This window comes from Hymenobacter wooponensis (assembly GCF_004745865.1).
GTDB lineage: Bacteria > Bacteroidota > Bacteroidia > Cytophagales > Hymenobacteraceae > Hymenobacter > Hymenobacter wooponensis.
On the sequence record NZ_SRKZ01000004.1, the window covers coordinates 271472 to 297798 of the forward strand.

General features: G+C 56.0%; 19 protein-coding genes. 11 read left to right on the top strand and 8 right to left on the bottom strand.

Translation table 11 applies throughout. The features are described from left to right. Positions 1-11 precede the first annotated feature (11 nt). Genes EU557_RS14825 through uxuA form a run of 3 tightly spaced genes read right to left on the bottom strand, consistent with a single transcriptional unit; the run spans position 12 to position 4224 of the window. On the bottom strand, positions 12-818 hold the full coding sequence (locus EU557_RS14825; RefSeq protein WP_135531246.1) for an SDR family NAD(P)-dependent oxidoreductase: 807 nt from the start codon (positions 816-818) through the stop codon (positions 12-14). 38 nt (positions 819-856) lie between these two features. Beyond that, positions 857-2962, bottom strand: coding sequence for an alpha-glucuronidase family glycosyl hydrolase (locus tag EU557_RS14830; protein ID WP_135531247.1), 2106 nt, complete (start codon positions 2960-2962; stop codon positions 857-859). 14 nt (positions 2963-2976) lie between these two features. Beyond that, positions 2977-4224 (bottom strand): mannonate dehydratase, encoded by a 1248-nt coding sequence (uxuA, locus tag EU557_RS14835; RefSeq protein WP_245326283.1) that lies wholly within the window; start codon positions 4222-4224, stop codon positions 2977-2979. A gap of 331 nt (positions 4225-4555) precedes the next feature. On the opposite strand from uxuA, the gene EU557_RS14840 reads away from it, so the two are divergent. Together EU557_RS14840 and EU557_RS14845 are read left to right on the top strand one after the other, a co-directional pair. Further along, on the top strand, positions 4556-5734 hold the full coding sequence (locus tag EU557_RS14840) for a LacI family DNA-binding transcriptional regulator (protein ID WP_135531248.1): 1179 nt from the start codon (positions 4556-4558) through the stop codon (positions 5732-5734). A gap of 562 nt (positions 5735-6296) precedes the next feature. Continuing rightward, positions 6297-8195: a T9SS type B sorting domain-containing protein gene (locus EU557_RS14845; RefSeq protein WP_167855222.1), complete on the top strand. Its 1899-nt coding sequence runs from the start codon at positions 6297-6299 to the stop codon at positions 8193-8195. Positions 8196-8280: 85 nt separating this feature from the next. On the opposite strand, the gene EU557_RS14850 is transcribed toward EU557_RS14845, so the two are convergent. After that, positions 8281-9306: an SDR family NAD(P)-dependent oxidoreductase gene (locus EU557_RS14850; RefSeq protein WP_135531250.1), complete on the bottom strand. Its 1026-nt coding sequence runs from the start codon at positions 9304-9306 to the stop codon at positions 8281-8283. A gap of 238 nt (positions 9307-9544) precedes the next feature. Between EU557_RS14850 and EU557_RS14855 the strand changes: the two genes are divergently transcribed. Both EU557_RS14855 and EU557_RS14860 read left to right on the top strand, forming a co-directional pair. After that, on the top strand, positions 9545-10015 hold the full coding sequence (locus tag EU557_RS14855) for a hypothetical protein (RefSeq protein WP_135531251.1): 471 nt from the start codon (positions 9545-9547) through the stop codon (positions 10013-10015). Between the two features lie 245 nt (positions 10016-10260). Then, entirely contained in the window at positions 10261-10806 is a 546-nt protein-coding gene (locus EU557_RS14860) for a hypothetical protein (RefSeq protein WP_135531252.1), read from the top strand. Positions 10807-10875: 69 nt separating this feature from the next. On the opposite strand, the gene EU557_RS14865 is transcribed toward EU557_RS14860, so the two are convergent. Beyond that, positions 10876-11640 carry a sulfite exporter TauE/SafE family protein gene (locus EU557_RS14865; RefSeq protein WP_210116060.1) on the bottom strand — a complete coding sequence of 255 codons (765 nt, stop codon included), beginning with the start codon at positions 11638-11640 and terminating at the stop codon, positions 10876-10878. A 158-nt stretch (positions 11641-11798) separates the two neighbouring features. Between EU557_RS14865 and EU557_RS14870 the strand changes: the two genes are divergently transcribed. From EU557_RS14870 to EU557_RS14895, 6 genes are all read left to right on the top strand, one after another. After that, the gene (locus EU557_RS14870; protein WP_245326284.1) at positions 11799-13382 is read left to right on the top strand and encodes an MDR family MFS transporter; all 1584 of its coding nucleotides are present in this window, start codon (positions 11799-11801) and stop codon (positions 13380-13382) included. A gap of 77 nt (positions 13383-13459) precedes the next feature. After that, positions 13460-14509, top strand: coding sequence for an LLM class flavin-dependent oxidoreductase (locus EU557_RS14875; protein WP_135531253.1), 1050 nt, complete (start codon positions 13460-13462; stop codon positions 14507-14509). 251 nt (positions 14510-14760) lie between these two features. Further along, positions 14761-17319 (top strand): TonB-dependent receptor, encoded by a 2559-nt coding sequence (locus EU557_RS14880; RefSeq protein WP_245326285.1) that lies wholly within the window; start codon positions 14761-14763, stop codon positions 17317-17319. Between the two features lie 122 nt (positions 17320-17441). Beyond that, positions 17442-18791, top strand: coding sequence for a PepSY-associated TM helix domain-containing protein (locus EU557_RS14885; RefSeq protein WP_135531255.1), 1350 nt, complete (start codon positions 17442-17444; stop codon positions 18789-18791). A gap of 59 nt (positions 18792-18850) precedes the next feature. Next, positions 18851-19159, top strand: coding sequence for a DUF3861 domain-containing protein (locus EU557_RS14890; protein ID WP_135531256.1), 309 nt, complete (start codon positions 18851-18853; stop codon positions 19157-19159). A gap of 484 nt (positions 19160-19643) precedes the next feature. Further along, entirely contained in the window at positions 19644-20708 is a 1065-nt protein-coding gene (locus EU557_RS14895; protein ID WP_135531257.1) for a bile acid:sodium symporter family protein, read from the top strand. A 125-nt stretch (positions 20709-20833) separates the two neighbouring features. On the opposite strand, the gene EU557_RS14900 is transcribed toward EU557_RS14895, so the two are convergent. Both EU557_RS14900 and EU557_RS14905 read right to left on the bottom strand, forming a co-directional pair. Continuing rightward, positions 20834-21970, bottom strand: coding sequence for a PepSY-associated TM helix domain-containing protein (locus EU557_RS14900; protein WP_135531258.1), 1137 nt, complete (start codon positions 21968-21970; stop codon positions 20834-20836). A gap of 180 nt (positions 21971-22150) precedes the next feature. Next, positions 22151-24619, bottom strand: coding sequence for a TonB-dependent receptor (locus EU557_RS14905; protein ID WP_135531259.1), 2469 nt, complete (start codon positions 24617-24619; stop codon positions 22151-22153). Positions 24620-24892: 273 nt separating this feature from the next. Between EU557_RS14905 and EU557_RS14910 the strand changes: the two genes are divergently transcribed. Continuing rightward, positions 24893-25342, top strand: a complete 450-nt coding sequence (locus EU557_RS14910) for an ankyrin repeat domain-containing protein (protein WP_167855223.1) — start codon at positions 24893-24895, stop codon at positions 25340-25342. Positions 25343-25535: 193 nt separating this feature from the next. On the opposite strand, the gene EU557_RS14915 is transcribed toward EU557_RS14910, so the two are convergent. Next, positions 25536-26240, bottom strand: a complete 705-nt coding sequence (locus EU557_RS14915; RefSeq protein ID WP_135531261.1) for a dienelactone hydrolase family protein — start codon at positions 26238-26240, stop codon at positions 25536-25538. Positions 26241-26327: the final 87 nt, after the last annotated feature.

Sequence of the window (26327 nt, forward strand, 5' to 3'; positions counted from 1 at the left end):
AATTTGAGAGGTTAGAAGCCGATGGAGTTGCCGCCGTCCACGGGCAGCGAAGCGCCGGTGATGTAGCGAGCGGCATCGGAGGAGAGGAACACGGCGGCGTGACCAATATCTTCGGGCTGGCCAAACTTACCCATGGGCGTGCGGCGCATGGCCCGGTCGCGGCGGTCGGGGTCGGAGTTCATGGCGGTGCGGCTCATCTCGGTTTCGATGAAGCCGGGGGCTATGGCATTCACGCGCACATTGTCCTTGGAGAACTCAGAGGCTAGCACTTTCACCATACCTTCTACTGCCGACTTAGAAGCAGCGTAGGCCACTACCCTATCGATACCGTAGTAGGCGGCCATGGAAGAAATCATCAGTATTACGCCACGCTTGCGAGCCACCATGCGCTTGGCACAAGCCCGGGTAAGGGCAAATACTGAATTTAGATTGGTGTGAATAATGCGGTTAAACTCTTCATCGGTTACTTCCAGAGCCGGCTTTTTCATGTTGATGCCGGCGTTGTTTACTACAATATCCAACTCGCCATAGGTAGCCTCAATGTGGTCTACCAAGCCATCCAACGAAGCCAAGTCGCAGACGTCGTTGGTGAGGTAGTGCGCGGAAGCACCTAGGTCAGCTACTGCTTCCTGCAGCACGGCTTCGCGGCGGCCCGTAATAATCACGGTAGCGCCGGCCGTTACCATGCAGCGGGCTATTTCCAGCCCTATGCCCGTGCCACCACCCGTGATGAGGGCGAGACGGCCGTCCAGCGCAAATGGATTAGGCTGGCTGTTAGGGTGCGCAAGTTGAGCGAGAACGGGAGTGAAGTTTTCCATTCGAAAATAATGTTGGTGCCAAACAGAAGTTGGCAGGATTAGCGGAGCTGGTAGATGTCGACCAGCTCTTTGATTTCGGCGAGGGGGCGCGTGGGCGGCGTGAGTGTGGGCGGCAGCGGCTGCTTCGAGTATGTCTGGAAGTAGAGCACGCAGGCATCGCGCCACCAAATGGCTTCACGCTGCTGAATGCGCAAACGGGAGGCTACATCGGCGTGTAACTCGGCATCTACGGCGGGCTGCACCTGAGCCCACTGCTGCTGCATCCACTGCACAGAATCAGCACCGGTGTAGTAGCGGGTGGTTAGCTCATTCCAGAGCGTTTTGCCCGTGTTTAGGGTCTGAGTCCAGGGCACGTGGTGGAACCACAGCAGGTAATCAGGCGGACAGGTAGCTGGGTCGCCCCACTGCTTTTGTACTTGCGGCGCATACAGGCCTAGCGCGTTGCTGCCAGTAGCGGTGCGGTTGAAGCCCAAGCCCACGGCATCGGCTTTGTGATAATAAATGGAGGTCCAGTCGGGGCGGGCGCTTTTTTCCAACCAGGGCTCGGGACCGTAGTGAATGCTCTGGCCCATGATGTGGTGCAGGCCTAGCGGCGTGGTGTAGCGCACATAAATGTCGCGCGACTTCGTGAGCAGGTCCGTAATGGTGCTGACGGCTTTGGGCTCCTGCGTCAGGGTCATCTTGGTCCACTCCTCGGCCAAGGCCTGCGAGGTCAGGGTATGGTCCCAGGCCAAGCGGCCGTAAGAGTACCAGTTGGCCTGGCCTACGGGGTGGCCAGTCCAGTTACGGTCGGAGCCAATGTTGGCTACGCCGGCAATGCCACTGATAGCATGCTGGTCAACGGTACCATCTACCACTTTAGCCACCGTAGAGCCGGGGCCTTTCGCGTAGGTGTCGGCATCGAGACACTCTTTGATGAGCGGAGCCAGATACACGAGATGAGTAGCGAAGCCCAGGTACTCCTGCGTGAGCTGCACCTCTAACACCAGCGGTGTTTTGGGCATGGCGCCGAACAGCGGGTGAAATGGCTCGCGGGCCTGAAAGTCGATGGGGCCGTTTTTTACCTGCACCAGTACCTTCTTGGCAAACTTGCCATCGAGGGGTTGAAACTCCTGAAAAGCTTCCTTAAACCGGTCGCCGTTGGAGTTGGCTTTGTACACAAAGGCGCGCCACATCACAATGCCATCGTGCTGGCCTAGAGCTTCGGCCAGCATGTTGGCGCCGTCGGCGTGGTTGCGGCCGTAGTCCTGAGGGCCAGGTTCGCCTTCGGAGTTAGCCTTCACCAGGAAGCCGCCGAAGTCGGGAATTACCTTATATATCTCGTCGGTTTTAGCGGCCCACCAGCGGCGCACTTGGGGGTCCAAGGGATCAGAGGTTTGCAGCCCTCCAATCACCTTGGGTGCCGCCCACAGCACCGACATGTACACCCTAATCCCATAAGGTCGCATTACATTGGCCAGGGCTGCTACCTTCTGCAGGTATTCTGCCGTCAGGAAGCGGGCGCTGGCATTCACATTATTAAATACTACCCCATTGATGCCGATAGAAGCATTAGCGCGGGCGTAGTCGCGGTAGCGCGGGTCAATGACATCAGGCAGCTCCTGCCATTTCCAGATGGAGGAACCCGCATAGCCGCGCTCCACGGTGCCGTTGGGGTTGTCCCAGTGATTCAGCAAGCGGTACTCAATGCGGGGTTTGCTGGTCAGGTTGACGTTGGCTAATGACTGGCCGGTTTGCAAGTGGCGCAACAGGGCAAACGCACCGTAGAGCGCGCCCTTATCCGTAGCGCCAGTTACCAGGAGGTTGCCTCCCTGCGTGCTTACCCGGTAGCCTTCCTCGCCTAACTCTGGGTTAGCAGCTACCGACAGCACAATACCGCCTTTGCCCTTGCTATCCCCTACTACTGCTACCGACTGGCCTAGCAACCCTAACAAGCCCTGCTGCAGCTCGCGGCCAGCCGTTTGGAGGATGGGCGATGCCCCGTTGGGTACCGTAATAAATTTCGCCTGCTTCTGGTATGTCTTACGCTGGCTGGCGTCGCGCACCAAGTCGTACTTCAGCCACAGCCGATACCCATCGTCGGCTAGGCCACGCTGAGCAAAGGTGCAGAGTACAAGAAGGAGCAACAGGGAGCGAAAGGACATGGGAAGCGGAAAGACTATTGAGCGAAGGTGTGAGCGGAAGCGGTAGACAGGGCAGGTTGGTCTTGCTCAGCGAGGCTGCGGCGGATGCCTAGCTCCAGGCCGCGCAACTCGGCTAGGCCCCGGAGGCGCCCAATGGCGGAGTAGCCCGGATAGGTGCGCTTTTCGAGGTCGTCGAGCATCTGGTGGCCGTGGTCGGGGCGCATAGGCAGGTTTGGGTTACCCTCGCCCGTCTGAGCGCGGCGCATCTCCTCACGCACCAACTCCAGTACCACGGCGTACATGTCTACATCGCCGGTGAGGTGGTCGGCCTCGTGGAAGTTGCGAGGGTTTTCCTCGCGCTTGGTAGCCCGCAGGTGCACAAAGTGAATGCGATGCCCCAGGCGGCGCACGATACCAGGCAGATCGTTATCGGGACGCACACCCAGAGAACCAGTGCAGAACGTAATGCCGTTGGCGGGCGAGTCGTAGGCCTGTACTAGGCCTAGTAGGTCGGCTTCAGTGCTTACCACGCGGGGTAGGCCTAGGAGCGGGAACGGTGGGTCGTCGGGGTGAATGCAGAGGGTTACGCCAACTTCTTCAGCCACCGGTCCTACCTCCCGCAGGAAGTAGTAAAGGTTTTCGCGGAGGGTATTGGCATCGATGCTGGCGTACTCATTCAGCAAGTTCTGGAAGCCAGCCAGTTCGAAGGCTTCTTCGGAGCCGGGCAGGCCTAGCAGCACCGTATTGGTAAGCTGGGCCACCTCTTCTGCCGACATAGCCGCAAACTGCTCACGGGCTGCAGCGGCTACTGCGGGTTCGTAATCGATTTCGGCGCCGGGGCGCTTCAAGATGCAAAGGTCAAACAGCGCGAAATCCTGCCACACAAAGCGCAGGGCGCGGGAGCCATCCGGCATCACATAATTTAGGTTGGTGCGCGACCAATCCAGCACCGGCATGAAGTTGTAGCATACCGTTTGAATACCGCAGGCGGCTAGGTTGCGGATTGACTGCTTGTAGGCCTCTATATAGTGCGCGCGCGAAGGGCGGCCCTTTTTAATGTCTTCGTGTACCGGTAGGCTTTCAACCACAACCCAATGCAGAGGCGAAAACTGGGCATTGTCGGCTTCCACTATCTGCTGACGAGCCTGAATTTCTTCCACGGGCCACACGTGGCCTACAGGAATCTGATGCAGGGCGGTTACTACACCGGTACAGCCGGCTTGACGCAGAGAGAACAAAGAAACCGGGTCATTAGGCCCGAACCAGCGCATGGTATGCAGCATACCGTTAATTTTGTAAAAAAAGTGCAATATTTTGCTACCCTCTCTCCCCTAGCCATCCGTAAACCGTTATAACTATCTACGGAGGAGTGAGTGAGAACTCGCTTTCGAATATAGAGCAACAAAAGGAACGATACCTCATTTAAAAACAGGCTCAACTTGCTGAATTCTAAATAAAAATACCGAAAACGTTACCGAAAACGGTTCCGATAGGTAATTTCTATTCCGCCTGATGAAATATTTTTTTTGTAGATTACCTTCAAATAATAAAACGAAGCCGATGTACAGACTTCGTAGTTCTCTTCTTTCGCCTCTGGAATAATTCTATTTCGCTATGATGAAATGCACAAAGTGCTATTCGGCTGATGCCGTGATGCGGGCGGGGTTTATCAGGGGACGGCAACGCTACTTGTGTAAAGCCTGTAACTATCACTTCACAGATGATAAAACGCCACAGGTATCAGAGACAAAGCGGCGGCAAACCACTATCAGCGACGTAGCCAAAGTACTGGGGGTGGCTCCCTCTACGGTATCAAGAGCCCTTAATGGCCACTCCGATATTAATGCCAACACCCGCCAAGCCATTCTGGATGTAGCGCGGCAGCTAGACTACCAGCCTAACCTACTGGCCCAGAGCCTTAAAAGCAGCGAGACCAATACCATTGGCGTAGTCATTCCTGACATTGAGCGGCCATTCTTTGCTACGGCGGTCAGTGGCATTCAGCAGGTGGTAGGCGAGGCTGGCTACCGGGTTATGATTTGCCAGTCGAAGGAAAGCTACGACATGGAGGTCAGCAACGTACAAGCGCTGATTGCCAGCCGGGTAGATGGTCTCTTGATTTGCCACTCGCGGGAAACGGAGAACTTCGACCATGTAAAACCCGAAGCCTGCCGGGGAATTCCGGTTATCCACTTCGACCGAGTGAGCAATGAGGTAGATAGTGCTAAGGTAATCTTGGATGACTGGAACGGCGCCTTTAATGTAACGGAGCACCTGATTGAGCAGGGGGCCCGCCGGATTGCTATTTTGGCTGGTCCGGAATCGTTATTGATTAGCCGCAATCGATTGGCGGGCTACCAGAACGCGTTGAAACGTCACCACTTACCTCTGCGCCCCGAGTACGAAACGCACATCAACTTTCGCCCCGAGTTGGCAGTAGCGGCCCTGGATAATTGGTTGGCGCTGCCAGAACCACCCGATGCTATTTTTGCTATCAATTACACCAACGCCTTTGACTTGCTGGTAGCCCTTAAGCAGCGCGGCGTGCGAGTACCCGACGATATGGCGGTGGTAGGGTTTGGCGATGAGTTTATGGCCTCCATGATTGAGCCGGGCCTCACTACCGTCAACCTCCACCCCTACCGAATTGGGCAGCAAGCGGCTCGGCTTTTCTTGGAGCAAGTGCGTCAGAAAGAGAGCTTTCAGCCCCGCACCTTTGTTATCACCGGCGACCTTGTAATCAGGCAATCCTCCCTGCTGGGAAAAGGAAGCTTCTTTAAGTTGGAGATTTAGAGGATAAGCTTCGCCCGATACTACCTGCTCAGTTAACTGTAAGAGCTTTCAGAAATTAGTAGTTAGCCCAAAGCCAGAAGGAAGAAAGTGAGTTGTCACTTTCTTCCTTCTGGCTTTGGGCTTTCAAGGTTAAGCAGCACTGGGTTTTGCATAAAACGAACAGGGCATAGAGAAGTCAGGTTTCATTTGGGCCGATTACTGGGCAAACGTCGATAGAACTAGGCCACTGGTCTAGTGCAGTTTACTCAAGCGGCACCTCAAGAATAGTTTGGCGCCAGCATTGGCTCTTTGTTCTACTTTCCCTTTATCTTGTATACCACCTCTTGCTCTACACGGTGCCGGTTGGAGTTGATGAAAGACGGCTTTACACCACTTGGAAGTAAGCTTCTAATGATTGCCCCACTGTTTAGCGCTTTCAGATGGTAAACGCCTCGCTTATTTCTGACTCTTCTCTGTCCATTATTAGCCCTTGCTACCCTCTGGTGCGGCAGTGGCCTAGCCTGATGGAACTCACCTGACGCTTGCAACATACTATATGAGTTTACCTGTACGTACTTTTTCCATGTGTTCCTGGAGCCGTTTGCTGTTGCTAGGCCTCCTGCTGATTCTGGGAATACCGGTGGCTCACGCCACACATATTGTGGGCGGCGAGATGGAACTGCAATACCGTCGCGGCAACACTTACACCCTCACCCTTAACCTGTACTTCGACGCGATAAATGGCAACCCCGGCGCGCTTGATCAGCAGATGACAGCTAGCATTTTTGATAAGGCCAACAACCGGCGGATGCAAAACGTGGTGCTGCCTCTTACCAGCAACACCTTTGTGCAGTATACCAACCCGGCCTGCACCACCTCTTCGCTCAGCACGCGCAAGCTGGTGTACACCAGAGACATTACGCTTGAAGAGAACATTTACATCAGTACTGCCGGCTACTATACGGCTGTAGAGCGCTGCTGCCGCAACAACGGCATCAAGAACATTATCAACCCCCAAAATGCTGCTCAAACATTTTATTTGGAGTTTCCGGCGGTTGTGCGTAATGGCCAGCGGTTCATTGACTCTACGCCACGCATCTTCCCGCCCCTGGGTGATTATGCCTGCCGAGGCGAAATGTTTTACTACGACTTCAGCGGGCAAGATGCAGACGGAGATTCCCTGGTGTACGATATGGTAACGCCGCTCAACGGCTACTCCAACCCAGTGTCGCCCTCTCCTACGCAGGCCCAAGCGGCGCCATACCCAGGCATTACCTGGGCTGCGGACCGCAGCACTCTTAACCAGATACCCGGCACCCCTACGCTCGGCATTGACTCGCGGACTGGGCGTTTAACGGTGCGCCCTTCGCAGGTCGGTCTGTTTGTGTTTGGGGTGCGCTGCACTGAATATCGCCGGAAGGTGAAAATTGGCGAGACTCGCCGCGACTTTCAGCTATATGTGCTGGATTGCCCCAGAAACACGGCGCCTAGCGTGCAGGTGTACAACGGCACTGGCAAGCGACCTGCTTACGTGCCCGGTCGCGATACGCTGCACCTGGTGCCAGGAGGCAACCGCTGCCTGAGCATCCGCTTCACGGATCCTGACCCAAGCTCTCGGCTGACACTCACCACCCGGCCTGTGAACTTTAGTGGCCTAGCCCCCTCATTCACAACCGTCTCCACGGGTATGGTACGCGCCGCTGGTGTGCCGGATACCCTTACGGCCACGCTCTGTTTCCCGGAGTGCCAAGACACTAAGGGCCAAGTGTACTTGCTGGATGTAATAGTAGCCGACAATGGCTGTAGCCTACCCAAACTTGATACAGTGCGGGTAGCGTTTACGGCGATACCGCCGGCTAATACCCCGCCCGTACTTACTACCTCGTTTCCGGCTGAGGCAGCAGGCACCTCTCCCGTCATCGTGCGCATACCCGTTGGTGGCGTGTACACGGCTACACTGACTGGTACCGATGCCGACCGTGATCCGCTGGTATTGTCGGCGGTAGGCCAGGGGTTTGATTTAGCCGCGGCCGGGATGCAGTTTACCGCCCAGAATGGCACCGGCCGCGCTGACGCTACTTTCAGCTGGCAATCCTCGTGTGAGGCGGCCAGCGTACAGGAAAACCTGATAGTACGGTTTCAGCTGCAGGAAACTACAAAGTGTACCCCCGTCCCTCTGGTTCGGCTGGTGCAGTTTGTGGTGCTGCCCCCCGTAGACACGGTCAGCTTCCTGCCGCCAAATATTATTACTCCCAATGGCGACGGCAAGAATGACGCCTTCGAGTTACCTACGCTCCCTCCCGACTATTGCGACGGACGCTTTGGAGGCATCAAGATATACTCACGCTGGGGCAATGAAGTCTTCCACTCCCCGGAACGATCATTCAAGTGGAACGGGGCTGGCAGTACCGGCATGTATTATTACCTCATCACCTTCACTAACGGCCGGCGCTACAAAGGCTGGCTGCAAGTGTTGCCATAAGACTACGTATTGCTTGCTGATCGATGCTTGCTGATCGTCTTACGACCTACCTTATTTCATTGATCAGCAAGCAATATGTAGCACCTCACTTCTCGTTGTTTTTCTTTTCGGCTTTGCGGGTGAGTGCCGTGAGCCAGGAGCGCGATACTGGCGACTCACTCTCGTAACCAAAACGACGCTGGTCGCCTGACTCGTCGGTGGGGCCGGGCAGGGTGCGATTCACCCACCCCAGCACGTCGGCAGTGGTACCGGGGAAGAGGCCGTGAAAGGCTGATAGCACCTTGGCTGGTAGGCTCAAAATAACTTCAGCGTCGCCACGGCGGCAGGCATTCCAGATCTGGCGCCCCGCCGATTCCGCATCCATCGACAACCCCGGCAGTGAGTCGGCAATGATAAAGGAGGCGTATTCTTTCTTATGCTGCCCTTTCACAATGGCGTTGCGGGCACTACCCGTCCGCATCAGGCCCGGGCACACGGTAGTCACCACGAGGCCGTGCTGCTGAAGCTCGGCCCGGAAACCTTCGGAGAGGCCTACCAGTGCAAACTTGCTAGCGCAGTAAGGCGCCAGGTGCGGTACCGCCACCTTCCCGCCCACCGAAGAGATATTAACGATGCGTCCTTCGCCGCGCCGACGCATATCGGGCAATACGGCCTGCATAGCATGGAGCGGCGCCCAGAAGTGGGTGTCCATGGAGTCTTCGTAGTCACGCAGCTCAATGTGGTCGAGGGGCCCGGCGGTAATGATACCCGCGTTATTAACGAGCACATCAATTGACCCGAGCTGCTGCTGCACCTCGGCCACCAGCGTGCGCACTTCATTGGCATCGGTGAGGTTGCGCACTAGGGCCAGCACCTGCGCCCCATCCTCTGACAGCTCCTGCCGGGCTCGCTCTAGCTCTTCGGCGTCGCGGGCACAGATGGCTACTTTTGCACCTTCCGCCACGGCCTGCCGAGCCATGATAAGCCCTAATCCCCGAGAGCCACCGGTTATAAGCACCACCCGGCCAGCCAGATTGTAGTTGCCGCGGCGGTTGGAGTAAAGAGTAGCAGCTAGCAGAGCGCTAACACCAGCCGCAGTGGCTAGCAGAGTGTTTCGGGTTTGGGGCTTCATAGGATGACGGATAAGCTCAGGAGCAGAAGGTAGTTCTTCGTGTAAGGGAAGTACGCCCGAAAGGTTACACCCCCTAACTTCTGCTTGTGGCCTAGCTGATAATAAACTCGGGTTTGGGGCACGTTCTACCCATAACATTACGTTTCTGGCATCATCTTTACAGGCGTATTACCTCTGCCTCGCCCACCTCGTTAGCGTAGGCCACTTCGCGCCCCTAGCCTGCTTTTGCTTCCTTCACATGAAAAGTTCTGTTTTAGCTACTCTCCTATTCTTGGCAGCTCCTGCTGCGCTGCTGGCCCAAACGGGCAAGACGCCAGCTCGCCCAGCTCCCGGACGCCCAACTCAAAAAACAGTGGCCGCGCCGGCTGCCCCTAACCCTGAGCAAGTAACCGCTCGTGCCGAAGCCCTCACGGCCAACATGCAGAAAGCTTTGGCTCTCAACCCAGAGCAGTTGGAGAAGGTGCGCAACATCAACCTCATCAGTGTGCGGGGCGTGGAAACGGCTCGCCTCAATTACCGCCAGAATGTGCGCAAGATGTCCTCCGTGATTGACGACATTGGCCAGTCGCGGCTGGCGATGCTCAAGGATGTGCTCACGCCCGCCCAATTCGATAAGTACCAGCGCAAGCGCGAAGAGAAAATGGGCGTTCAAAGCTCCCAAGCAGCCCAAGGCAACGCCGTCCCTGGCCTACCAGCTGGGCAAGAATAAGTAAAAGGCTGGCTTGTATTCGCCACACCTTTCTCATTGAGTTTACTGCCCTACATGAAAAGCCCCTGATGCCGAGATGGCCGTCAGGGGCTTTTCATTTCATTAGGCTTTAGCACTTCGTAAGGCGGCAGTTCTTTCCCCGCCAATATCGGCGGAGCGGGGTGCAACCTTTTGCCTGCTAACGATTATCATATGCAAGCCAGCTTGTGGTATGCCTTATTGCCAACTTACATCTATAGATAGTTATGAAACGTGTTCTACTCTACGGGGCAACTCTTGCCTTACTGGGCTCTAACACTGGCTGTGAAAAGTCAGACGCTCCGTCCAGCCCGCTCACGTGCTCTTTCCAACTGCTTAACGAGCAGGGGCAGGAAGCCACCGTCTTCTCACAAGGGCAAAACATTGTGTTCCGTTTTCAGATAACCAACTCTACTGACCAAGATATCGCCTTGGCTAATCCGCCCATTAATACCCAAGAATTTCTGGAAGTGAAGCAGCTGACAGCTAGCGGGGGTAAGCAAAGTGTGGGCAAACCATACGCATGGGTCTTCTGCACCTTTCAAGGTGCCGTTTTAATACCTGCGCATCAGACGCTTACGCTGTCAATTCCGTGGGTGGAGGCACCTGCCTTTCCCATGAGTGCCTACTTCTGTGGTCATGCTGCTACCACTTATTTGGCCAAAGGCCAGTATCGAACTTCGTTCACAACGCCTCTGACCATTTTGCACGCTGACCAGCCAGAAGAGGTTACCAAGCCGCAAACCTTCACCAAGGAGTTTACTGTAAGATAGCCTCCTCCTCATACGAAGACGATTTTACGGTGTGCTTCTGGCTGCTGCTCCTGAAGCCAGCCCCTCGCCCTACCCAAATACCTGCAGACTCAGCTTTACAATAAAAGCACTGACCACTACCAGGAACAGGATCCGCACAAAGCCCGTGCCGTGGCGTACGGCCAGGTACGCCCCCAGGGTGGAGCCAGCTATATTACTGATAGCCATTGGAATGGCAACGTGCCACAGAATTTGACCAGTGTAGGCGAAGTAGGCCAGGGCGGCGAGGTTGGTAGCAATGTTTACCAGCTTAGCGGCCGCCGAGGAAGAGATGAAATCGTAGCCAAACAGGCCTACGAAAGCAAACAGCAGGAAACTACCGGTGCCAGGCCCGAAAAACCCATCGTAGAAGCCAATAACCAGGCCCACCAGTGCGCCATACAATGGCTCACGTTGCGCCGAAAGCCGCGGGGCGTGGATAGAGCCAAAATCTTTGCGCCAAAATGTGTAGATGGCAATGCACACCAACAGGCCTAGAACCAGCGGCGGCAGCAGCTCCTTGGGCAAATGGCTGACTACGCGCGCGCCCAAAAACGAGAACACCCCGGCCACGCCAGCCGCCACGCCCACAGCCCGCCACCGAATAGGCACCCGCCCTGCGTAATGCCGGAATGCTGCCGCTGTGCCCGCTAATGAGGAAACTTTGCCCGTACCAAATACGGTAGGCACCGGTACTCCCTTCAATAAAATAAGCATGGCCGGCAGCTGAATGAGGCCGCCGCCGCCCACAATGGCATCAATAAAACCAGCCAGGAAGGCGAATAAACAGAGGAGAGCGAGCGTCAGGGTAATCACGCGGCGAAGGTAGCGCGCTGCTAGCGGGAAGCAGTACGCGGCCGCTGAAAAATGTGGCCGTGCCTTGCACTGCTATAGGGGCCGTGACTAGCCTAGCCGCACACTCAAAGCATCTTCGGGTGGCCTAGTGCCGTACTCACTGGCACACCTGCGCTGCAATGACTGAAAATCTCACCCACCGCCAGAAGATGCTCACATTTGCGGGCATTCTGCTGGCCATGTTTTTGGGCTCCCTCGACCAAACCATCGTCTCCACTGCCTTGCCCCGCATTGTGGCCGACTTGCACGGCCTCGACCGCTTTACCTGGGTGGCTACGGCTTACCTAGTAGCTAGCACAACTCTGGTGCCTATTTACGGCAAGCTGGCCGATACCTACTCGCGCCGGAAGATTGAAGTAGCAGCTGTGAGCATTTTTCTTGTGGGCTCTATGCTCTGCGGCTTAGCCGGAGAGTTCGGCGACCTTCCCCTTCTAGGCGACGGGATGAACCAATTGGTGGTGTTTCGGGCAATACAAGGCTTCGGAGGTGCGGGACTATTTGCTATGGCCTTCATTATCATCGCCGACTTGTTTCCGCCGGCGGAGCGAGGCCGATACCAGGGCTTTACGGGGGCAGTGTTCGGCACCTCCTCGGTGCTAGGCCCGTTGCTGGGCGGCTTTCTGACTGACCAGGGTAGCAACTGGATTCCGGGCGTGGCCGGCTGGCGGCTGGTGTTCTACGTAAACCTCCCGCTAGGCCTGGTAGCCCTCTGGTTTATCCTGACGCAGATGCCGGCCTTAAGGCCGCAAACTGAAGCCAAGCCCCTCGACTACTTTTCCGCGTTCCTATTAATGACAGGCCTAGGCCCCTTGGTGGTTGCTCTGCAGATCAACAAAACCGCCTACCCCTGGACTTCCCCTTTCACCCTCACCTTACTAGGTGTAGCGGCGGCATCCCTGGTCCTGTTTGTGGTCCGGAGCATGCGCCACGACAATCCTATTCTGGACTTCAACTTATTCCGGAACCACGTTTTCCGGACTGCCAACGGGGCGCTGTTTCTGTTGGGGGGTGCCTTCTTAGGTATCATTATTTTCGAGCCGCTTTTCATGGTGAACGTACTGGGCGTAACGGCCACCAAAGCCGGCGTGAGCCTAATTCCGCTGTCGATGGGCGTGGTTCTGGGCTCCTTGCTGGCGGGGCAAATGGTGTCGCGGTTTGGCCATTATAAACGGTGGATGATGGGTGGCCTAGTGGTGCTACTGGGTGGACTTTCTCTGCTGGCCACCATGCCCGTAACGGTGGGCTACTGGCAGGTGCTGGCGTACCTGCTCTTGTGCGGCGTGGGCCTAGGCCCCACCATGCCTTTGTACACGTTGGCCATCCAAAACGCCATTGAGCCCCACCTGATGGGCCAGGCCACCTCGGCTAGTCAGTTTTTTCGTCAGATTGGGGGTGCCATCACGGCTTCTGTTCTAGGGGCCATCCTCACCTTCACGCTTGCTCACAGTATGCCGGCCAGCGCTACCCCCGTTTCCCCCACTGCGCAGCAAACGACCGTGTCAGAGGGGCCTGCTCTGCCAGCCTCCGTTGCGGGTGCCCCAGCTTCGCCGGCCATGCGCTCAGCATTCAGCAGCGCCATTTCGCGAGTATACATGTTTAATATTTTCCTGGTGCTGGGCGGTTTGTTTATGACGCTGTTTGTGCCAGAGCTGCCCTTGCGCAAAAGCAACTCCCCCGATACGCTAGTCCCAAGCGCGGAGTAGGCCCTGCTAGGATGGCCTAGTGCCCGCCAAACTTCGTAGGCCAGGTTGCGGTTACTACTCTCTACTCTCCCTTCGCTATGGAAAATTTGCCACCTATTCGCCTCAGCGTGCTCGATCAGTCGCCGGTACCGCTGGGCCGCACACCTCATGAGGCCCTGCAGCACACCCTAGAGCTGGCCCGCCTGACCGACCGATTGGGTTACTTACGGTTCTGGGTTTCTGAACACCATAATGCTCGCTCACTAGCTGGCTCGGCCCCCGAAGTGCTGTTGGCCCGGCTTGGCGCCGAAACGAGCCGTATCCGTATAGGCTCGGGGGGCGTGATGCTGCCCCACTACTCAGCTCTGAAGGTGGCCGAAAACTTTCGTCTGTTGGAAGCGCTCTACCCTGGGCGCGTAGATTTGGGCATCGGCCGGGCACCCGGCACCGACCGTATCACGGCCCACGCCCTCAACCCCCACAATACCTTCAGCGACGAAGATTTTGGCGAGCAGCTAATGAGCCTGCGCGCCTATTTGCGCGATGAGGAAGTGCCTGACACCATTCATGAGAAGGTAAAGGCAGCGCCTTTTATTTCAACAGTTCCGGAGCTGTGGCTCCTGAGTTCCAGTGGGCAGAGCGGGTTGTTTGCGGCACACGTAGGGGCGGCGTTTTCCTTTGCTCACTTCATTAATCCGGTGGGTGGGCCTAAAATGGTACAACTATACCGAGAGCGTTTTCAACCCTCACCAGAATTAGCGCAGCCCTTAGCCAACGTCGCGGTTTTTGTGCTATGCGCCGACACGGAGGCCAAAGCGCAAGAACTGGCTGACACCTTGGCGCTGCAGATGCTCAAGCTGGAACTCGGCGACCGGACGCCAGTAGGCCCCTATTCTTCGGTGCAGGAATATCCGCTGGCCCCAGAGCAACGCCACCGCTTAGCCCATCACCATCGGCGCATTGTGAGTGGTACGCCGGAGCAGGTGAAGCAAGAGCTGCTGGAGCTGGCCGCCCATTACCAGGTAGATGAAGTGGTGGCTGTAACTATTGCCTACGATTACCAAGACCGATTGCGCTCTTACGAGCTACTGGCTGAAGCCTTCGCACTGGAGGCTACCCCAGCGACAAATTCGGTACTCACTGCCTAACGATACCTTGCCTGACACATCCCCGCTAGCCCTTTGCAAGATCGGCTAGCGGGGCTTTTTGCGTTCATACAGTTCAGCAAATGACTCTTATACACTTCACTACTAAAGAGTTTGAGCTTTATATGGAATTTTTCTAAACTTCTATTTTGAATCTATCTAAATAGATACGTGCTTTGCATTGTTTTAAATCGTTCTAAACAAGCAAAGCCGCTCAGATGCCCCGACCTTTCCCCCTCCTGCTCCTTCTTTCCATGCCGCTGGCTACTTTCGCCACAGCTGCAGTAACCGCTCCCGATGGTTCGTCAACGCTCCATCTCAAGCACGGCGATGGAGATGATACAGCACAGCGGGGCCGGGTAGTTGGTCGGGTAACGAATGCGGCAGGAGAGCCAGTAGAAGGCGTTACGGTGGCCCTGAAAGGCACTACTTACGGTGCCACCACTGGTACCGATGGCAGCTTCCGCCTCTCAGTTCCGGCGGGTAGCTATCAGCTGGTAGTGAGCAGCATGGGTTACACATCTCAGGAGTTTGCCGTAACGGTGACGGCCGGCGAGACCCTGACTTTGGCTCCTTTTGCCTTGGCGCAAAGCTCTCAGCAGCTCAATGAAGTAACCGTAACGGGCAACAAGAGCCTGAACGAGCGGATAACTGGCGTTAGCAAGATGGCTATTGCCCCACTTGATTTGCCCCAGAGCGTGGTAACCATCAAGCAGGAGACGCTGGAGCAGCAGCAGGTGCTGCGCCTGAGCGACGCCATTGTGAACGTGAGCGGCATTTACGTTACCAGCACCACTGGCGGCACGCAGGAAGAGCTAGGCAGCCGTGGTTTCGCTTATGGCAGCAACAATACCTTCAAAAACGGGGTGCGCTTCAACAACGGCATTATGCCCGAAGCTAGCTCCCTGGAAAGCCTGGAGGTGCTGAAAGGCAGCGCTGCCATTCTCTATGGTAACGTAGCAGCTGGCGGCGTGCTCAACTTGGTAACCAAGAAGCCGCGCTTTGAGCAGGGCGGTTCACTGGGTCTGCGCGTGGGCAGCTTCGGTTTCTGGAAGCCAATGGTAGACGTGTACGGCGCCGTAGGCCAGAGTGAGAAGGTGGCCTACCGCATCAACGGCACTTACGAACAGGGCAATAGCTACCGCGACCAGGTGAAGTCGGACCGGTTTTACGTGAACCCGTCGCTGCTCTTTAAGCTTACTCCCAAAACCACCCTGGTGCTGGAAGGCGACTACCTGCGCGACAACCGCACTCCCGATTTCGGTATCGGGGCTATCAACTATGAAATCCAGGACTCCCGCAGCCGCTTCCTGAACGTGGCCGGCGCCAACAACGCCACCACCCAAACCAGCACCACGGCTACCATCACCAGCCAATTGAACAACACCTGGCAGGTGCGCGGCGTGGCGGGCTTCCAGCGCTACGATAATGAACTGCGCAGCGCCTCGCGTCCTACCACCGTTGTTGGCACGGCTGGCCCTACTTATGGTAATCTGACGCGTGGTTTGCAGCGCACCCAAACCTCTGAGAATTATTACCTGGCTCAACTAGACCTGACGGGTAACTTCCGCACGGGCTTCCTAGGCCATACCTTGCTGGTAGGTGCCGACGCTGACCAGTACGAAACTAATACCCTGGCCTACACAAATCCTGCTTCTACTACGCGGGCTAACACGGCGGTATCAACTTATGATATCATCAACCTGCTAGACCCCAGCAAGACTATTGGGCAGCCTGCCGAACGGCTTTCGGGCTTCAATGATCTGGTGCGCAATACCCTCACCCTGGGCAACACCCGCCGCGCTGGTTTCTACGTGCAGGACCTGCTCAGCATCAGTGAGAAAGTAAAGGTATTGGCTGGTCTGCGCTGGACTTACCAGGAGACACCCAGCGACGTGTATTACTACAACAGCGTAACCAACATTGCCAATAAGACGGCCGGCACCTTGGTGAACAACCGTCGTTTCGACAATGCCTTCTCGCCACGCCTAGGCCTGGTATATCAGCCCGTTAAAACCACCTCGCTGTTTGCCTCCTATTCCAACTCCTTCCAGCCCAACACGGGCCAGGATGCGAGCGGCAAATCACTGGCTCCTTCTACCTTCGACCAGTATGAGGCCGGTATCAAAAACGACCTGTTCAACGGGGCGCTGTCGGCTAACGTAACAGCCTACCGCATTGTAAACAGCAACCTGGCGCAAACCTATCTGGGCCCGGTGCTCGGTGCCGATGGCCAACCCGTAGTAGGCTCAAACGGCCAGACCGTTACCAACCTAAATACCAACGTGAAGGAGTTGGCGGGTGAGGTAACCAGCAAAGGTGTGGAAGTAGACATCCAGACCAAGCCGATGATGGGTGTTTCCCTGATTGCTGGCTATAGCTACAACAACACGGCTTATACCAAGAGCAACATTTACGAAAACGGCAGCCGCCTGCGCTACAACCCCGCGCACACGGCCAACCTAAGCCTGTTCTATAACTTCGGCAGCGCCTTTGGTGAGAACGGCTTCCTGCGCGGCTTGTCGGCCGGCGTGACGGGCTACTACGTGGGCGACAAGCTGGCAGGCCGCAACCCTCGCCTGTACGACCCCAACAAAGGCCCGGGCCAGCCTTTCACGGATACGTTCAAGCTCATCAGCATCCCGAACTACACGTTGTTTGATGCCTCCTTGGGCTATAGCTACGAGCGCCTATCGGTGCGCGTGAAGATGTCGAACATCCTTAACGAGCTGAGCTACAACCTCCACGACGACAATAGCGTGAACCCCATTGCGCCGCGCACGTTCTCCGCTACGCTTGGCTACAAGCTGTAAACACCTCCTGCCTGAAGGGGTAACTCCTTGAGTAAAACCCGGAAAGTACCAGCTACAACTGGCGCTTTCCGGGTTTCTGGTGAACTTGTCCTTCGCTTTCGATATTTGTTCTTTCTACAGCCATGAAGATCTTCTTTCGCAACATTCACCTTTACCTAAGCCTGGTTTCGGGGCTTATCATTGCCGTAGTCTGCCTCACGGGCGGCGTGCTGGTATTTGAAAAAGAGCTAGAGCAAGCTTGGCACCCTGAGCGCTACTTTGTAGCGCCCGCCACCTCGCCGCGCATGCCCCTGAAGCTGTTGGCCGGCTCGGTAGTGGCCTACAAGCCCACCGCCAAAATCACGGGCGTAAAGGTGTATGCTGACCCAGCGCGCACGGTAGAGTTTAGTCTGGCAGGAGCTCCTGGCGGCGAGAAAGGCGATAAGAAAGAAGGTGGCCGCGCTGGCAAGGGTGCGGAGGCCAATGTAGCGCCCGCCGCGGAAGCTGGCGCACCACGCGAAGGTGCCGGCCGCCGGGAAGGCGGAGCCGAGGGCAAAGGCGAGAAAGGTGGCAAGGGAGGAAAAGGCGGTGAAGGCGGCCCCGGAGGCCCTAAAGTATTTGTGAACCCCTACACCGGCGCCGTAACCGGCGAGCTGAACTACCGCGAAACCTTCTTCTTTACCATGATGGCCCTGCACCGCGGAATGGTGGGCGGCCCCATTGGCAAGCTCATCGTGGGCGTCAGCACGGTGATGTTCCTGTTCATTATTGCTACGGGCATTGTGCTATGGTGGCCTGCTACACGCAAGGCCCTGCAGCAGCGCCTCAAAGTGAAGTGGAGCGGTGGCTGGAAGCGCGTAAACCACGACCTGCATATTGTACTGGGCTTTTATTCTGCCTTGTTCCTGTTTGTGTTTGCCTTTACTGGCCTAGCGTGGTCGTTTGAATGGTTCAACAAGGGTATTTATGCCGTTACCAACTCGCCCATGCAGCGCCCTGAGCCCCCCGTTTCAACGGTGCCTACTGCTACTGACGTGGCAGCACCTCAGCAACCTGTTCAGGGCCCGCTGGTGGCTGGCAGCGCTCCGCTTACGCCTGATGCGGCGCTGCAACTGGTAGTACGCCAGGTGCCCGAGGCGGAATCTTATGCTCTGCAGCTGCCCAAAGACCCAACGGGTAGCATCCGGGTGGCCACCTTGCGCCGCGGAGCTGCCTATGAAAATGCCACCGATGAGCTATACCTCGATCAGTACTCGGGTAAGGTGTTAAGCCAGCAGACCTACGAGCAGCGGAGCCTCGGCCAGCGCGTGCGAGGCATGTTTAAGCCAGTGCACACTGGCGCCGTGTTTGGCTGGCCATCTAAAATCATTGCCCTGGTGGTTTGTCTGCTAGGATTTACCTTCCCCATTACGGGCACCATCTTGTGGCTGAACCGCCTGCGCAAAGCCAATAAAAAGCAGCGCAAGCAGGAGGCCGCCGTTGCTGCATTGTAAACCTCCTCAAGAGTGGCCTAGGCCACTCTAGGGGCACGTACCAATAACTCCTTTCGGCCATGAGCAAGCGTCAGCACGAATATCGTCTTACCCTGGAGCACCAAGCAGCCAGCAGCCCGGAGCAACCGCTGCACGAGCCGCTAGTGCTGGACTTCACTAACCACGATGACCTGTTTGCCATCGTGCAGCGAGTGCAAAATGCCAACTTCCTCTCGCCTAGTCAGGCCGCGGAAATGGCGCTGGGCGTAAAGCTGCTGGGCAACGTGCTGCTGACCAACCGGGAGCATCCGCTGTTCACGGAGCTTAGCCAAGCATTTGGTGAATTCGTGCGCAAGCTAAAAGCTCACGCTCAGCCCAAGGCTGAATAAGTCTTATGTTCTGTAGCTTCAAAAAGCGTTCTTCTTCGGAGGAGCGCTTTTTTTGTGTCCGCATTTCTGGCTGTAGTTCCGTGGCTCGGGGCCCTTGGCAGCAGCTACCTACTACGAAAAGTCGATGGCCATTCTTCCTCGAAAGAGACTTATCGCTCCTCACCAAGGAGGTAGAGAACACGCTACAAATGAAAAACGCAGAAGCTCGAGCGCCCTATAATAAGCTCCGGCATTTCCACTTGCAGCCCCCGCAGGGCACTTTGAAGCGGGTAAACTGGCCTTGCTGCGCAGTGAATTTCCACTGGCTATACAAAACTTATTCGCCGCTCATGGGCTATATGTAGAACAGAAACCACCCAATCTCCCCGATAGCAACCACATGCTAGGCCTGTTATATGGGGAGATGCAGAAAATGAATCAGCTCGTTTTGTTTCGTAGTACAGCCAAAGCATACACCCTGCCAATAGCTGAATAATCCGTACTTATGCCCCTGCCTACCCAGCCGTCAGTAGCTTCCTCTCCTCCACCATCTACTCCGTCGGGCAACCGGTTCGTGAACCTGCTCCGCCGTGCGGGGCTGCTCGACTGGTTTCTGCTTGGCCTGGCTGGGGTTGTGCTCCTGGCTTACCTGATTCCGGAGGTAGGCAGTAAGGCTAGCCCCATTCCCTGGAAGGTGATAACTACGGCGGGCGTAGCGCTCATATTTTTTTTCTATGGGCTACGCCTGAGTATGGAGAAACTTACGGCGGGCCTCCGGAACTGGCGCCTGCATGTAGTGGTGCAGCTTACTACGTTCGTGGTGTTTCCGGTGCTGGCGCTGGCCTTACGGCCGCTGTTTGTAGGCAAAGCGGCCGAGATGTGGCCTAGCATCTTCTTTCTGTGCACACTGCCCAGTACGGTTTCAACATCGGTGGTAATGGTGAGTATTGCACGCGGCAACTTACCGGCGGCTATCTTCAATGCCAGCATTTCCAGCCTGTTAGGCATCGTGCTTACTCCCCTCTGGACCAGCCTTTTCCTTGATACCTCCGCCGAGGGGGGCAACCTCTGGCATTTAGGTATCGACTTGCTGTGGCAAGTTGTGCTACCAGTGGTGGCGGGGGTGTTGCTCAATCGTCGTTTCGGGGCCTTCGCGGAGCAGCACAAAGGCAGCCTGCGCATCTCCGACCAAGTTGTGATTCTCCTGATTGTCTTTACGGCCTTCTGCGAGTCGTTTGCTGAGGGCATCTTCCGCAGTTACCAGCCCCTTGATATTGCGTTGCTCAGTCTGGGTATGGTGACCCTGTACTTCCTGATCTTTGGGGTAGTATGGGTGCTGGGTCGAGTGCTCGGGTTTTCCCGCCCCGACCGGACTGTGGCGCTGTTTTGTGGCTCCAAGAAGTCGCTGGTGCATGGCAGCGTGATGGCCAGCTTACTGTTTCCGGGCATGGCCGCCACGGGTTTGCTGCTGCTGCCCCTTATGCTCTACCATGCCTTGCAAATCATTCTGGCCAGCATGATGGCCCAGCACATGGGCCGGCTAGCAGAGGCTGAAGAAGCTGCCGGATAGCGCAATGCGCTGTAGGGTTATATAAATACTCTGCGCCGCAACAGTAGCTACTGCATTAGCCCCAACACCAATGCCCCGCTATACGGCGAGGCATTGGTGTTGAAATGGGGATACAATTAATACTGCTAGGCCAGTTGTGCCTGTTTCTTCTGCTTTTTGGGCTTGTTGCGGCGCCCCCACCAGATTACCGTTCCTGTGATGGGCAAACTTGCGGAGATGAGGCTACCTAAAAACGCCACTATTTTGCCGCCTAGGCCTAGTATCTGGCCGGTATGCAGGTCGTAGTTCATGTCGGAGAACTTGGTGCCATTGCTTTTCTTGGCGTGAAAACGTATTTCTAGTAGCTGGCCTGAAACCGGGTGAAAGGCGTATTCGTCGCGGTGGTAATAGTGGAGTGCCTTCCGGTAAGTCCAGCAATACGCGGGGTCTTTGCCCGCGCCCGCAGGCCCAATCAGAATCATCTCGTGCGTGGGCGAAAGACGACGTGCATTCAGGTACACAATGTCGGCTAAGGGCTGAGTAGCCGTCGGCACAGTTTGAAGGGTATCAAGCTTGGTGGTCATTATCTCCGCGGGAGCCGCCTTACCACCGTCAACCACGTACCTGATTGATTCGAGCATCCAGGGGTAAATCATGAACAGGCCTGAAAGGGCCAGCACCAACCCAATGCTGGCTGCGTAAAAGCCAAGCACGTTGTGCAAGTCGTAATTGACGCGGCGCCAACGAGCACCCCACTTAATCGTGAAACGCTGTTTACGCTCCTGCTTCCGCTTTGGCCACCACAGTACCAAGCCCGTGAGCAGCATCACCACGAAAATAGAAATGCTGATGCCTACCACCCATTTCGCTATTGCCTCGGGCAGCAACAGGTGCATGTGGATTTCCTGAATGATAGAAAAGAAGTGTGTCCGGAGGTTTTGCTTCCCCAACACCTGCCCGGTGTAAGGGTTCAGGTACACCTGAATGGGGTTGCCAGCTCTATCAGTGAAAAACACCGTAGCCGAGCGCTCAGGCCCAAAGTACGTCACCCAGGTGTCTTTGGCAGATATTCCCGGGTCTTGAGCTAGGGCCGCAGCTTGCAGGTGCGAGGGCAGCACGGGCGCCGCAGCCTGCGCCTCTACTTTGCGCCAGGGCTCAATGATATCCCGAATGTCATCTTGGAAAGTGAAAATAGCTCCGGTGATGCTCACAATGAACACCACCAGTCCCGAGGCTAGCCCGAGCCAGAGGTGCACTTTGCCAACGGCTTGCTTGACATTCATACCTATAAGTTAATCAACAATTGCTGGAGTACCGACGCTGCCCACTGGCTCCCCCTGAATTCAATAACGCGAGATCCCCTCTCTAACATTCACCTTTGTAGAGAGCTAGACCAAGAAACTACACAAGCGTCAGCAACTGCCCGTAGGCCTCTGCTGACGCTTGAATATGAAAAGCTGCCGTTAGAATTTGTAGGCCACACTGCCCACGATGCTGCGCAGCTTCTGGGCGTTAATGGTGGTGTAGCCAATCCAGTAGTGCTCGTTGGTCAGGTTGTCTACCTTCAGAGCCAGGCGGTACTTGGGCTGATCGTAGAAGGCGCTGGCGTTGAGCACGGTGTAGCTAGGCAGGATAAACACGCCCTGCGACTTGCTGTTGAGGATCTTGTTGTCGCTGGCATAATTGCCCCCGAAGCCCAGGCCTAGGCCTTTGAGCATGCCTTCGGGCTGGCGGTAGCTTACCCATAGGTTGGCCAGGTAAGGTGAGGAAGCTGTGTTGGGCCGGCGGCCGTTTACATTTTCGTTGGTGTTCACAAACTTCGAGAAGTTGTAGGCAAAACCACCCACCATATTTAGGCCTGGCAGCGGGTTGGCCGTCAAGCTCAGCTCAGCGCCGCGGCTCCACTGGGTACCATCTTGGGCGCTAATGGTCCGGAAAGAACCATCGGGGTTAGTCTGCGTGAACAGTGTGCGCAGGATGTTTTGCACCCGGATATCGTAGTAGCTAACCGTAGCGCTAACCCGGCCCTGTGCCGCGTCGAGCTTTACGCCGCCCTCAATCTGGTTGGCCCGTTCAGGCTTGGTCACGAACGACTGCCCCTCGGCGTTTAAATAGCTACTGTTTTGGTTATTGAAGCTATTCTGATAGTTCGCAAACAGGGCCACCCGGTCTTTTACGGGCTGGAACACCACACCAAACTTCGGCGACACGGCCGTTTGCTGGTAGGCCTCTACTGGCGAGTACAGAATGCCGCCTTTGTTATCGTAGCGGTCTACTCGCACGGCAGCCAGCACGCTTAGCTTGTCGGTTAGGTTCAGCACATCTGAGGCAAACGCGCTGTAGGTATTGATTTTGGTAGTAACGGGGTAACGACCTGGCGCATTAGCGGCATAGGCGGCATCAACGGCTGTTTTGTTGAAGGTGCGGTAATTAAAACCTGGTACGTTGAGCGGCACCGCATCAATCTGCCCTCCGAAGAATTCAATATTGGAATCTAAGCGCAGGAAGTCTAGGCCCACCACCACGCGGTTGCGCAGGTTACCAATGCGGAAGTCGCCGTTGAAGAGCTGCTGCACCTGGTAAGTCTGGCGGCGGCTATCCTGGGTCGACTGGTCGGCCCGCAGCAGAGTGCTAACACCGGGCGTGGTGATAACCGTATTGTTTCGCGCGGCGAGGGCTATATCCGAAATCAGGTAGAAATACGGCCCTTTGCCTTCTGAGAAGCTGCGGCTTGAGGACAGGTAGGTGGTGGAAGTAAAGCTGGGCGAAATGCGGTAGCGCACCTGCCCGAACAGGTTGGTGCTGCGCGAGTCCTGAATCAGGCCTGCCCCCTGGTACGACTGCCGGTAATCCAGCGGCGCCTGATCGGCCCGCGAAAAGCCGAAGTTCGCCACTTTGTCGTCGAAGGCCAGATAGATGAGCTGCTTCCCTACGTTGGAGCCACGGTATACTTCCGCGTCTAGGTTAATGGTCAGGCGGTCGTTGGGCTGGAACTGCAGGCTAGGCGCAATGGCCACGTTTTTCGTGAAGCCCGTATAGCCTACGTTCTGGAAGTTGTCCTCGTAATTATAAGCACCGTTTAAGCGGAAAGCCAGAGTTTTAGAGGCGTTAAGCGGCGTGTTCACATCCACGCTGGCCCGGTGGAACCCGTAACTACCCGCGGCCAGGGATACTTCCCCTCCGAACTGCTCGTAAGGCTTTTTGGTCACGCGGTTGAGCAGGCCTCCATAGGAGCTCAGGGCCGAGCCGTAGAGCGTAGCCGAGGGGCCTTTGATTACTTCTAGCTTTTCTAGGTTAATGGCATCAATGGCGCTGGTAACACCGCCGGCCACGCCGTTGCGCAATTGGCTCGATACTACAAAGCCCCGTGATGCATAGAAGGAACCTCCGTCGCCGCTACGGCCCGTCGGCTCCCACATTTGCTGAACCCCCGGCGCGTTGCGCGTGGCATCATCCACGGAAAAGACTAGTTGCTCGGTCAAGAGCTCTTTACCTACAGTGGCATACACTTGTGGGTTTTCGAGGTTGCTGAGCGGCATTTTGCTTACATCTACTGACTGCTTGCGGGCAAAACGGTTTACGCGGGCACCGTTCACAATCACCTCTTTCAACTCCTCGGCATTTTCGCTCAGCGTAAAGTCGAGCGTTACTCCCTGGCCGCTCACTGTTACCGACTTCTCTTCCGACTTCAGGCCTACGGCCGTCACCACTACCGTATACTCACCGTCGCGTACTCGCTCAATAGCATACTGACCTTGGCTGTTGGTGATAGCGCCTTGGCCGCGGCCTTTCAAACCGATAGTTACTGATTCAGCAGGCCGACCATCAGCAGTGGTAACTGTGCCGCGGATGGCGGCCGTTTGCTGCGCCATTGCGGAAAGTGAACATGCCGTCAGAGTAGAAATCAGGCCGAGGTGTTGCAGAGGTTTCATGTATGCTGTTCTATTTAGAATCATTCTAAAACGATGCAAATAAACGGCAGGAAATCTCCCCAATGAAATTTATTTATACATGATCTAAATAAACAAGACTAAGTAACTGCCATTGAATAGGAAAAAGTTGGCTCTGGTAGTAAGCTTACTCGCCAACTGAAGTGCTGCGCTAATCTTAAAAAACAGGTTGACATAGCAGCTCAGCAATAGTGATATTCCAGTACCACCGTATTATATTTGGAGTTGATGTCCCCTCTCAATTGTATTCTCCGAATGAAACAACTTCTTCTCGCTTTTGCCTTATTTCTGACTACCACAGTTGCCTTTGCTCAAACACCCACGCAGAAGGTGTACGCGGCAGTGGTAAAAAATAAGCCAGCCGATGTGGACGCCCTCCTAGCGGCTGGGGCCGATGCCAACGCCCCGGTAGAGATGATGCCTGGCTTCCCAACAACGTTTCTAATCATCGCGGCCGGCAATGGCAACTTAGATGTGGTGAAGGCGCTCGTGAAGAACAAGGCTCAGATTGACAAAACCGACAGCTTCAACGCTACTGCCCTTATGGCCGCTGCGGCCAATGGCAGCCTTGATGTAGTGGAGTTTCTGCTAGCCAGCGGCGCTAACCCTAAAGCCAAGGACAAGGACGGCAAGGACGTACTAGCTAATGCCAAGGAAGGCGGTAACGCTGAAGTAGTAAAACTCATACAGGCGAAAGCCAAGTAGTTTGTAAAACACTTATACATACAAAAGGGGCGGCCAATAGTGTCCGCCCCTTTTGTATGCTACTCGTCTAAGCCTACTCCCTCTGCAGCCCGCTACATAACGTGGGCCAGCAGTAGCGGAGCCTCAAAGAATTTGTACCAGGCGTAGCTTATAGGCCACCTCTTGCGCTGAACTCGCTGGCTTTATGACAGGCCTAGCGTAGCTTATCCTGGAAGAAAGCCAGTGTTAGGGCCCAGGCTTCGGCGGCAGCATCGGGGTGGTAGCTAGGACGCTCGTCGCAGTGGAAACCGTGGTCGGCGTAGGAAATGACGGTGTTGATGTAGGGCTTGCCGGCTGCTTCTACCGCTTCCGTTACCTGGGCAATATGGTCTTTGCTGATGTGCTGGTCTAGGCCACCCCAGAAGAACAAGTGAGGCGCGTGTAGGTCTTTGGCGCGGTCTTTCAGCAGGTGCGTTCCTCCACCATAATACGATACGCCCGCTGCTAACGGTAGTACGGCATTTGTCAGGAACGACACGCGGCCGCCCAGGCAGAAACCAATGCTACCAATCTTGTCGGTCACGTTTTGCTGGCTTCGAAGCCAGTCGTAGCAGGCTTGCACGTCGGCGGTTAGGCCTTCGGGCGTAATGGCGTTATAATGCGGCATGGCGCTGGGAAAATCCGAGTACGGAATCTCTAGGCCAGGCTCGGCGGTGCGGTGAAAAATTTCGGGAGCAATTACCACATAGCCCGCCTGCGCCAGCCGGTCGGCCACGTTCCGGATATGGCCATTTACGCCGAATGCCTCCTGCAGCAGAATTATGCCGGGGTGCGGGCCAGCTGCGGCCGGGAAAGCCGTGTAGGCATTAAGTTGGGTGTTGTCGGAGGCAGTGAGGGAAACTGCGTTGGGGTAGCTCATGGGTAGATGTACAGTATAGTGACTCGGCTATCATAAGCCGGAACAGCGAAGTTTGTTTTCCTGCTCTTCCCGCCTAGCTCAGTGGCC

Coding starts and splice junctions, on each gene's coding strand:
- EU557_RS14910 (WP_167855223.1), top strand. CDS start 24,893: ATGAAACAACTTCTTCTCGCTTTTGCCTTATTTCTGACTACCACAGTT.
- EU557_RS14900 (WP_135531258.1), bottom strand. CDS start 21,970: ATGAATGTCAAGCAAGCCGTTGGCAAAGTGCACCTCTGGCTCGGGCTA.
- EU557_RS14825 (WP_135531246.1), bottom strand. CDS start 818: ATGGAAAACTTCACTCCCGTTCTCGCTCAACTTGCGCACCCTAACAGC.
- EU557_RS14890 (WP_135531256.1), top strand. CDS start 18,851: ATGAGCAAGCGTCAGCACGAATATCGTCTTACCCTGGAGCACCAAGCA.
- EU557_RS14915 (WP_135531261.1), bottom strand. CDS start 26,240: ATGAGCTACCCCAACGCAGTTTCCCTCACTGCCTCCGACAACACCCAA.
- EU557_RS14905 (WP_135531259.1), bottom strand. CDS start 24,619: ATGAAACCTCTGCAACACCTCGGCCTGATTTCTACTCTGACGGCATGT.
- uxuA (WP_245326283.1), bottom strand. CDS start 4,224: ATGCTGCATACCATGCGCTGGTTCGGGCCTAATGACCCGGTTTCTTTG.
- EU557_RS14830 (WP_135531247.1), bottom strand. CDS start 2,962: ATGTCCTTTCGCTCCCTGTTGCTCCTTCTTGTACTCTGCACCTTTGCT.
- EU557_RS14855 (WP_135531251.1), top strand. CDS start 9,545: ATGAAAAGTTCTGTTTTAGCTACTCTCCTATTCTTGGCAGCTCCTGCT.
- EU557_RS14870 (WP_245326284.1), top strand. CDS start 11,799: ATGACTGAAAATCTCACCCACCGCCAGAAGATGCTCACATTTGCGGGC.
- EU557_RS14880 (WP_245326285.1), top strand. CDS start 14,761: ATGCCGCTGGCTACTTTCGCCACAGCTGCAGTAACCGCTCCCGATGGT.
- EU557_RS14885 (WP_135531255.1), top strand. CDS start 17,442: ATGAAGATCTTCTTTCGCAACATTCACCTTTACCTAAGCCTGGTTTCG.
- EU557_RS14860 (WP_135531252.1), top strand. CDS start 10,261: ATGAAACGTGTTCTACTCTACGGGGCAACTCTTGCCTTACTGGGCTCT.
- EU557_RS14845 (WP_167855222.1), top strand. CDS start 6,297: ATGTGTTCCTGGAGCCGTTTGCTGTTGCTAGGCCTCCTGCTGATTCTG.
- EU557_RS14840 (WP_135531248.1), top strand. CDS start 4,556: ATGATGAAATGCACAAAGTGCTATTCGGCTGATGCCGTGATGCGGGCG.
- EU557_RS14850 (WP_135531250.1), bottom strand. CDS start 9,306: ATGAAGCCCCAAACCCGAAACACTCTGCTAGCCACTGCGGCTGGTGTT.
- EU557_RS14875 (WP_135531253.1), top strand. CDS start 13,460: ATGGAAAATTTGCCACCTATTCGCCTCAGCGTGCTCGATCAGTCGCCG.
- EU557_RS14895 (WP_135531257.1), top strand. CDS start 19,644: ATGCCCCTGCCTACCCAGCCGTCAGTAGCTTCCTCTCCTCCACCATCT.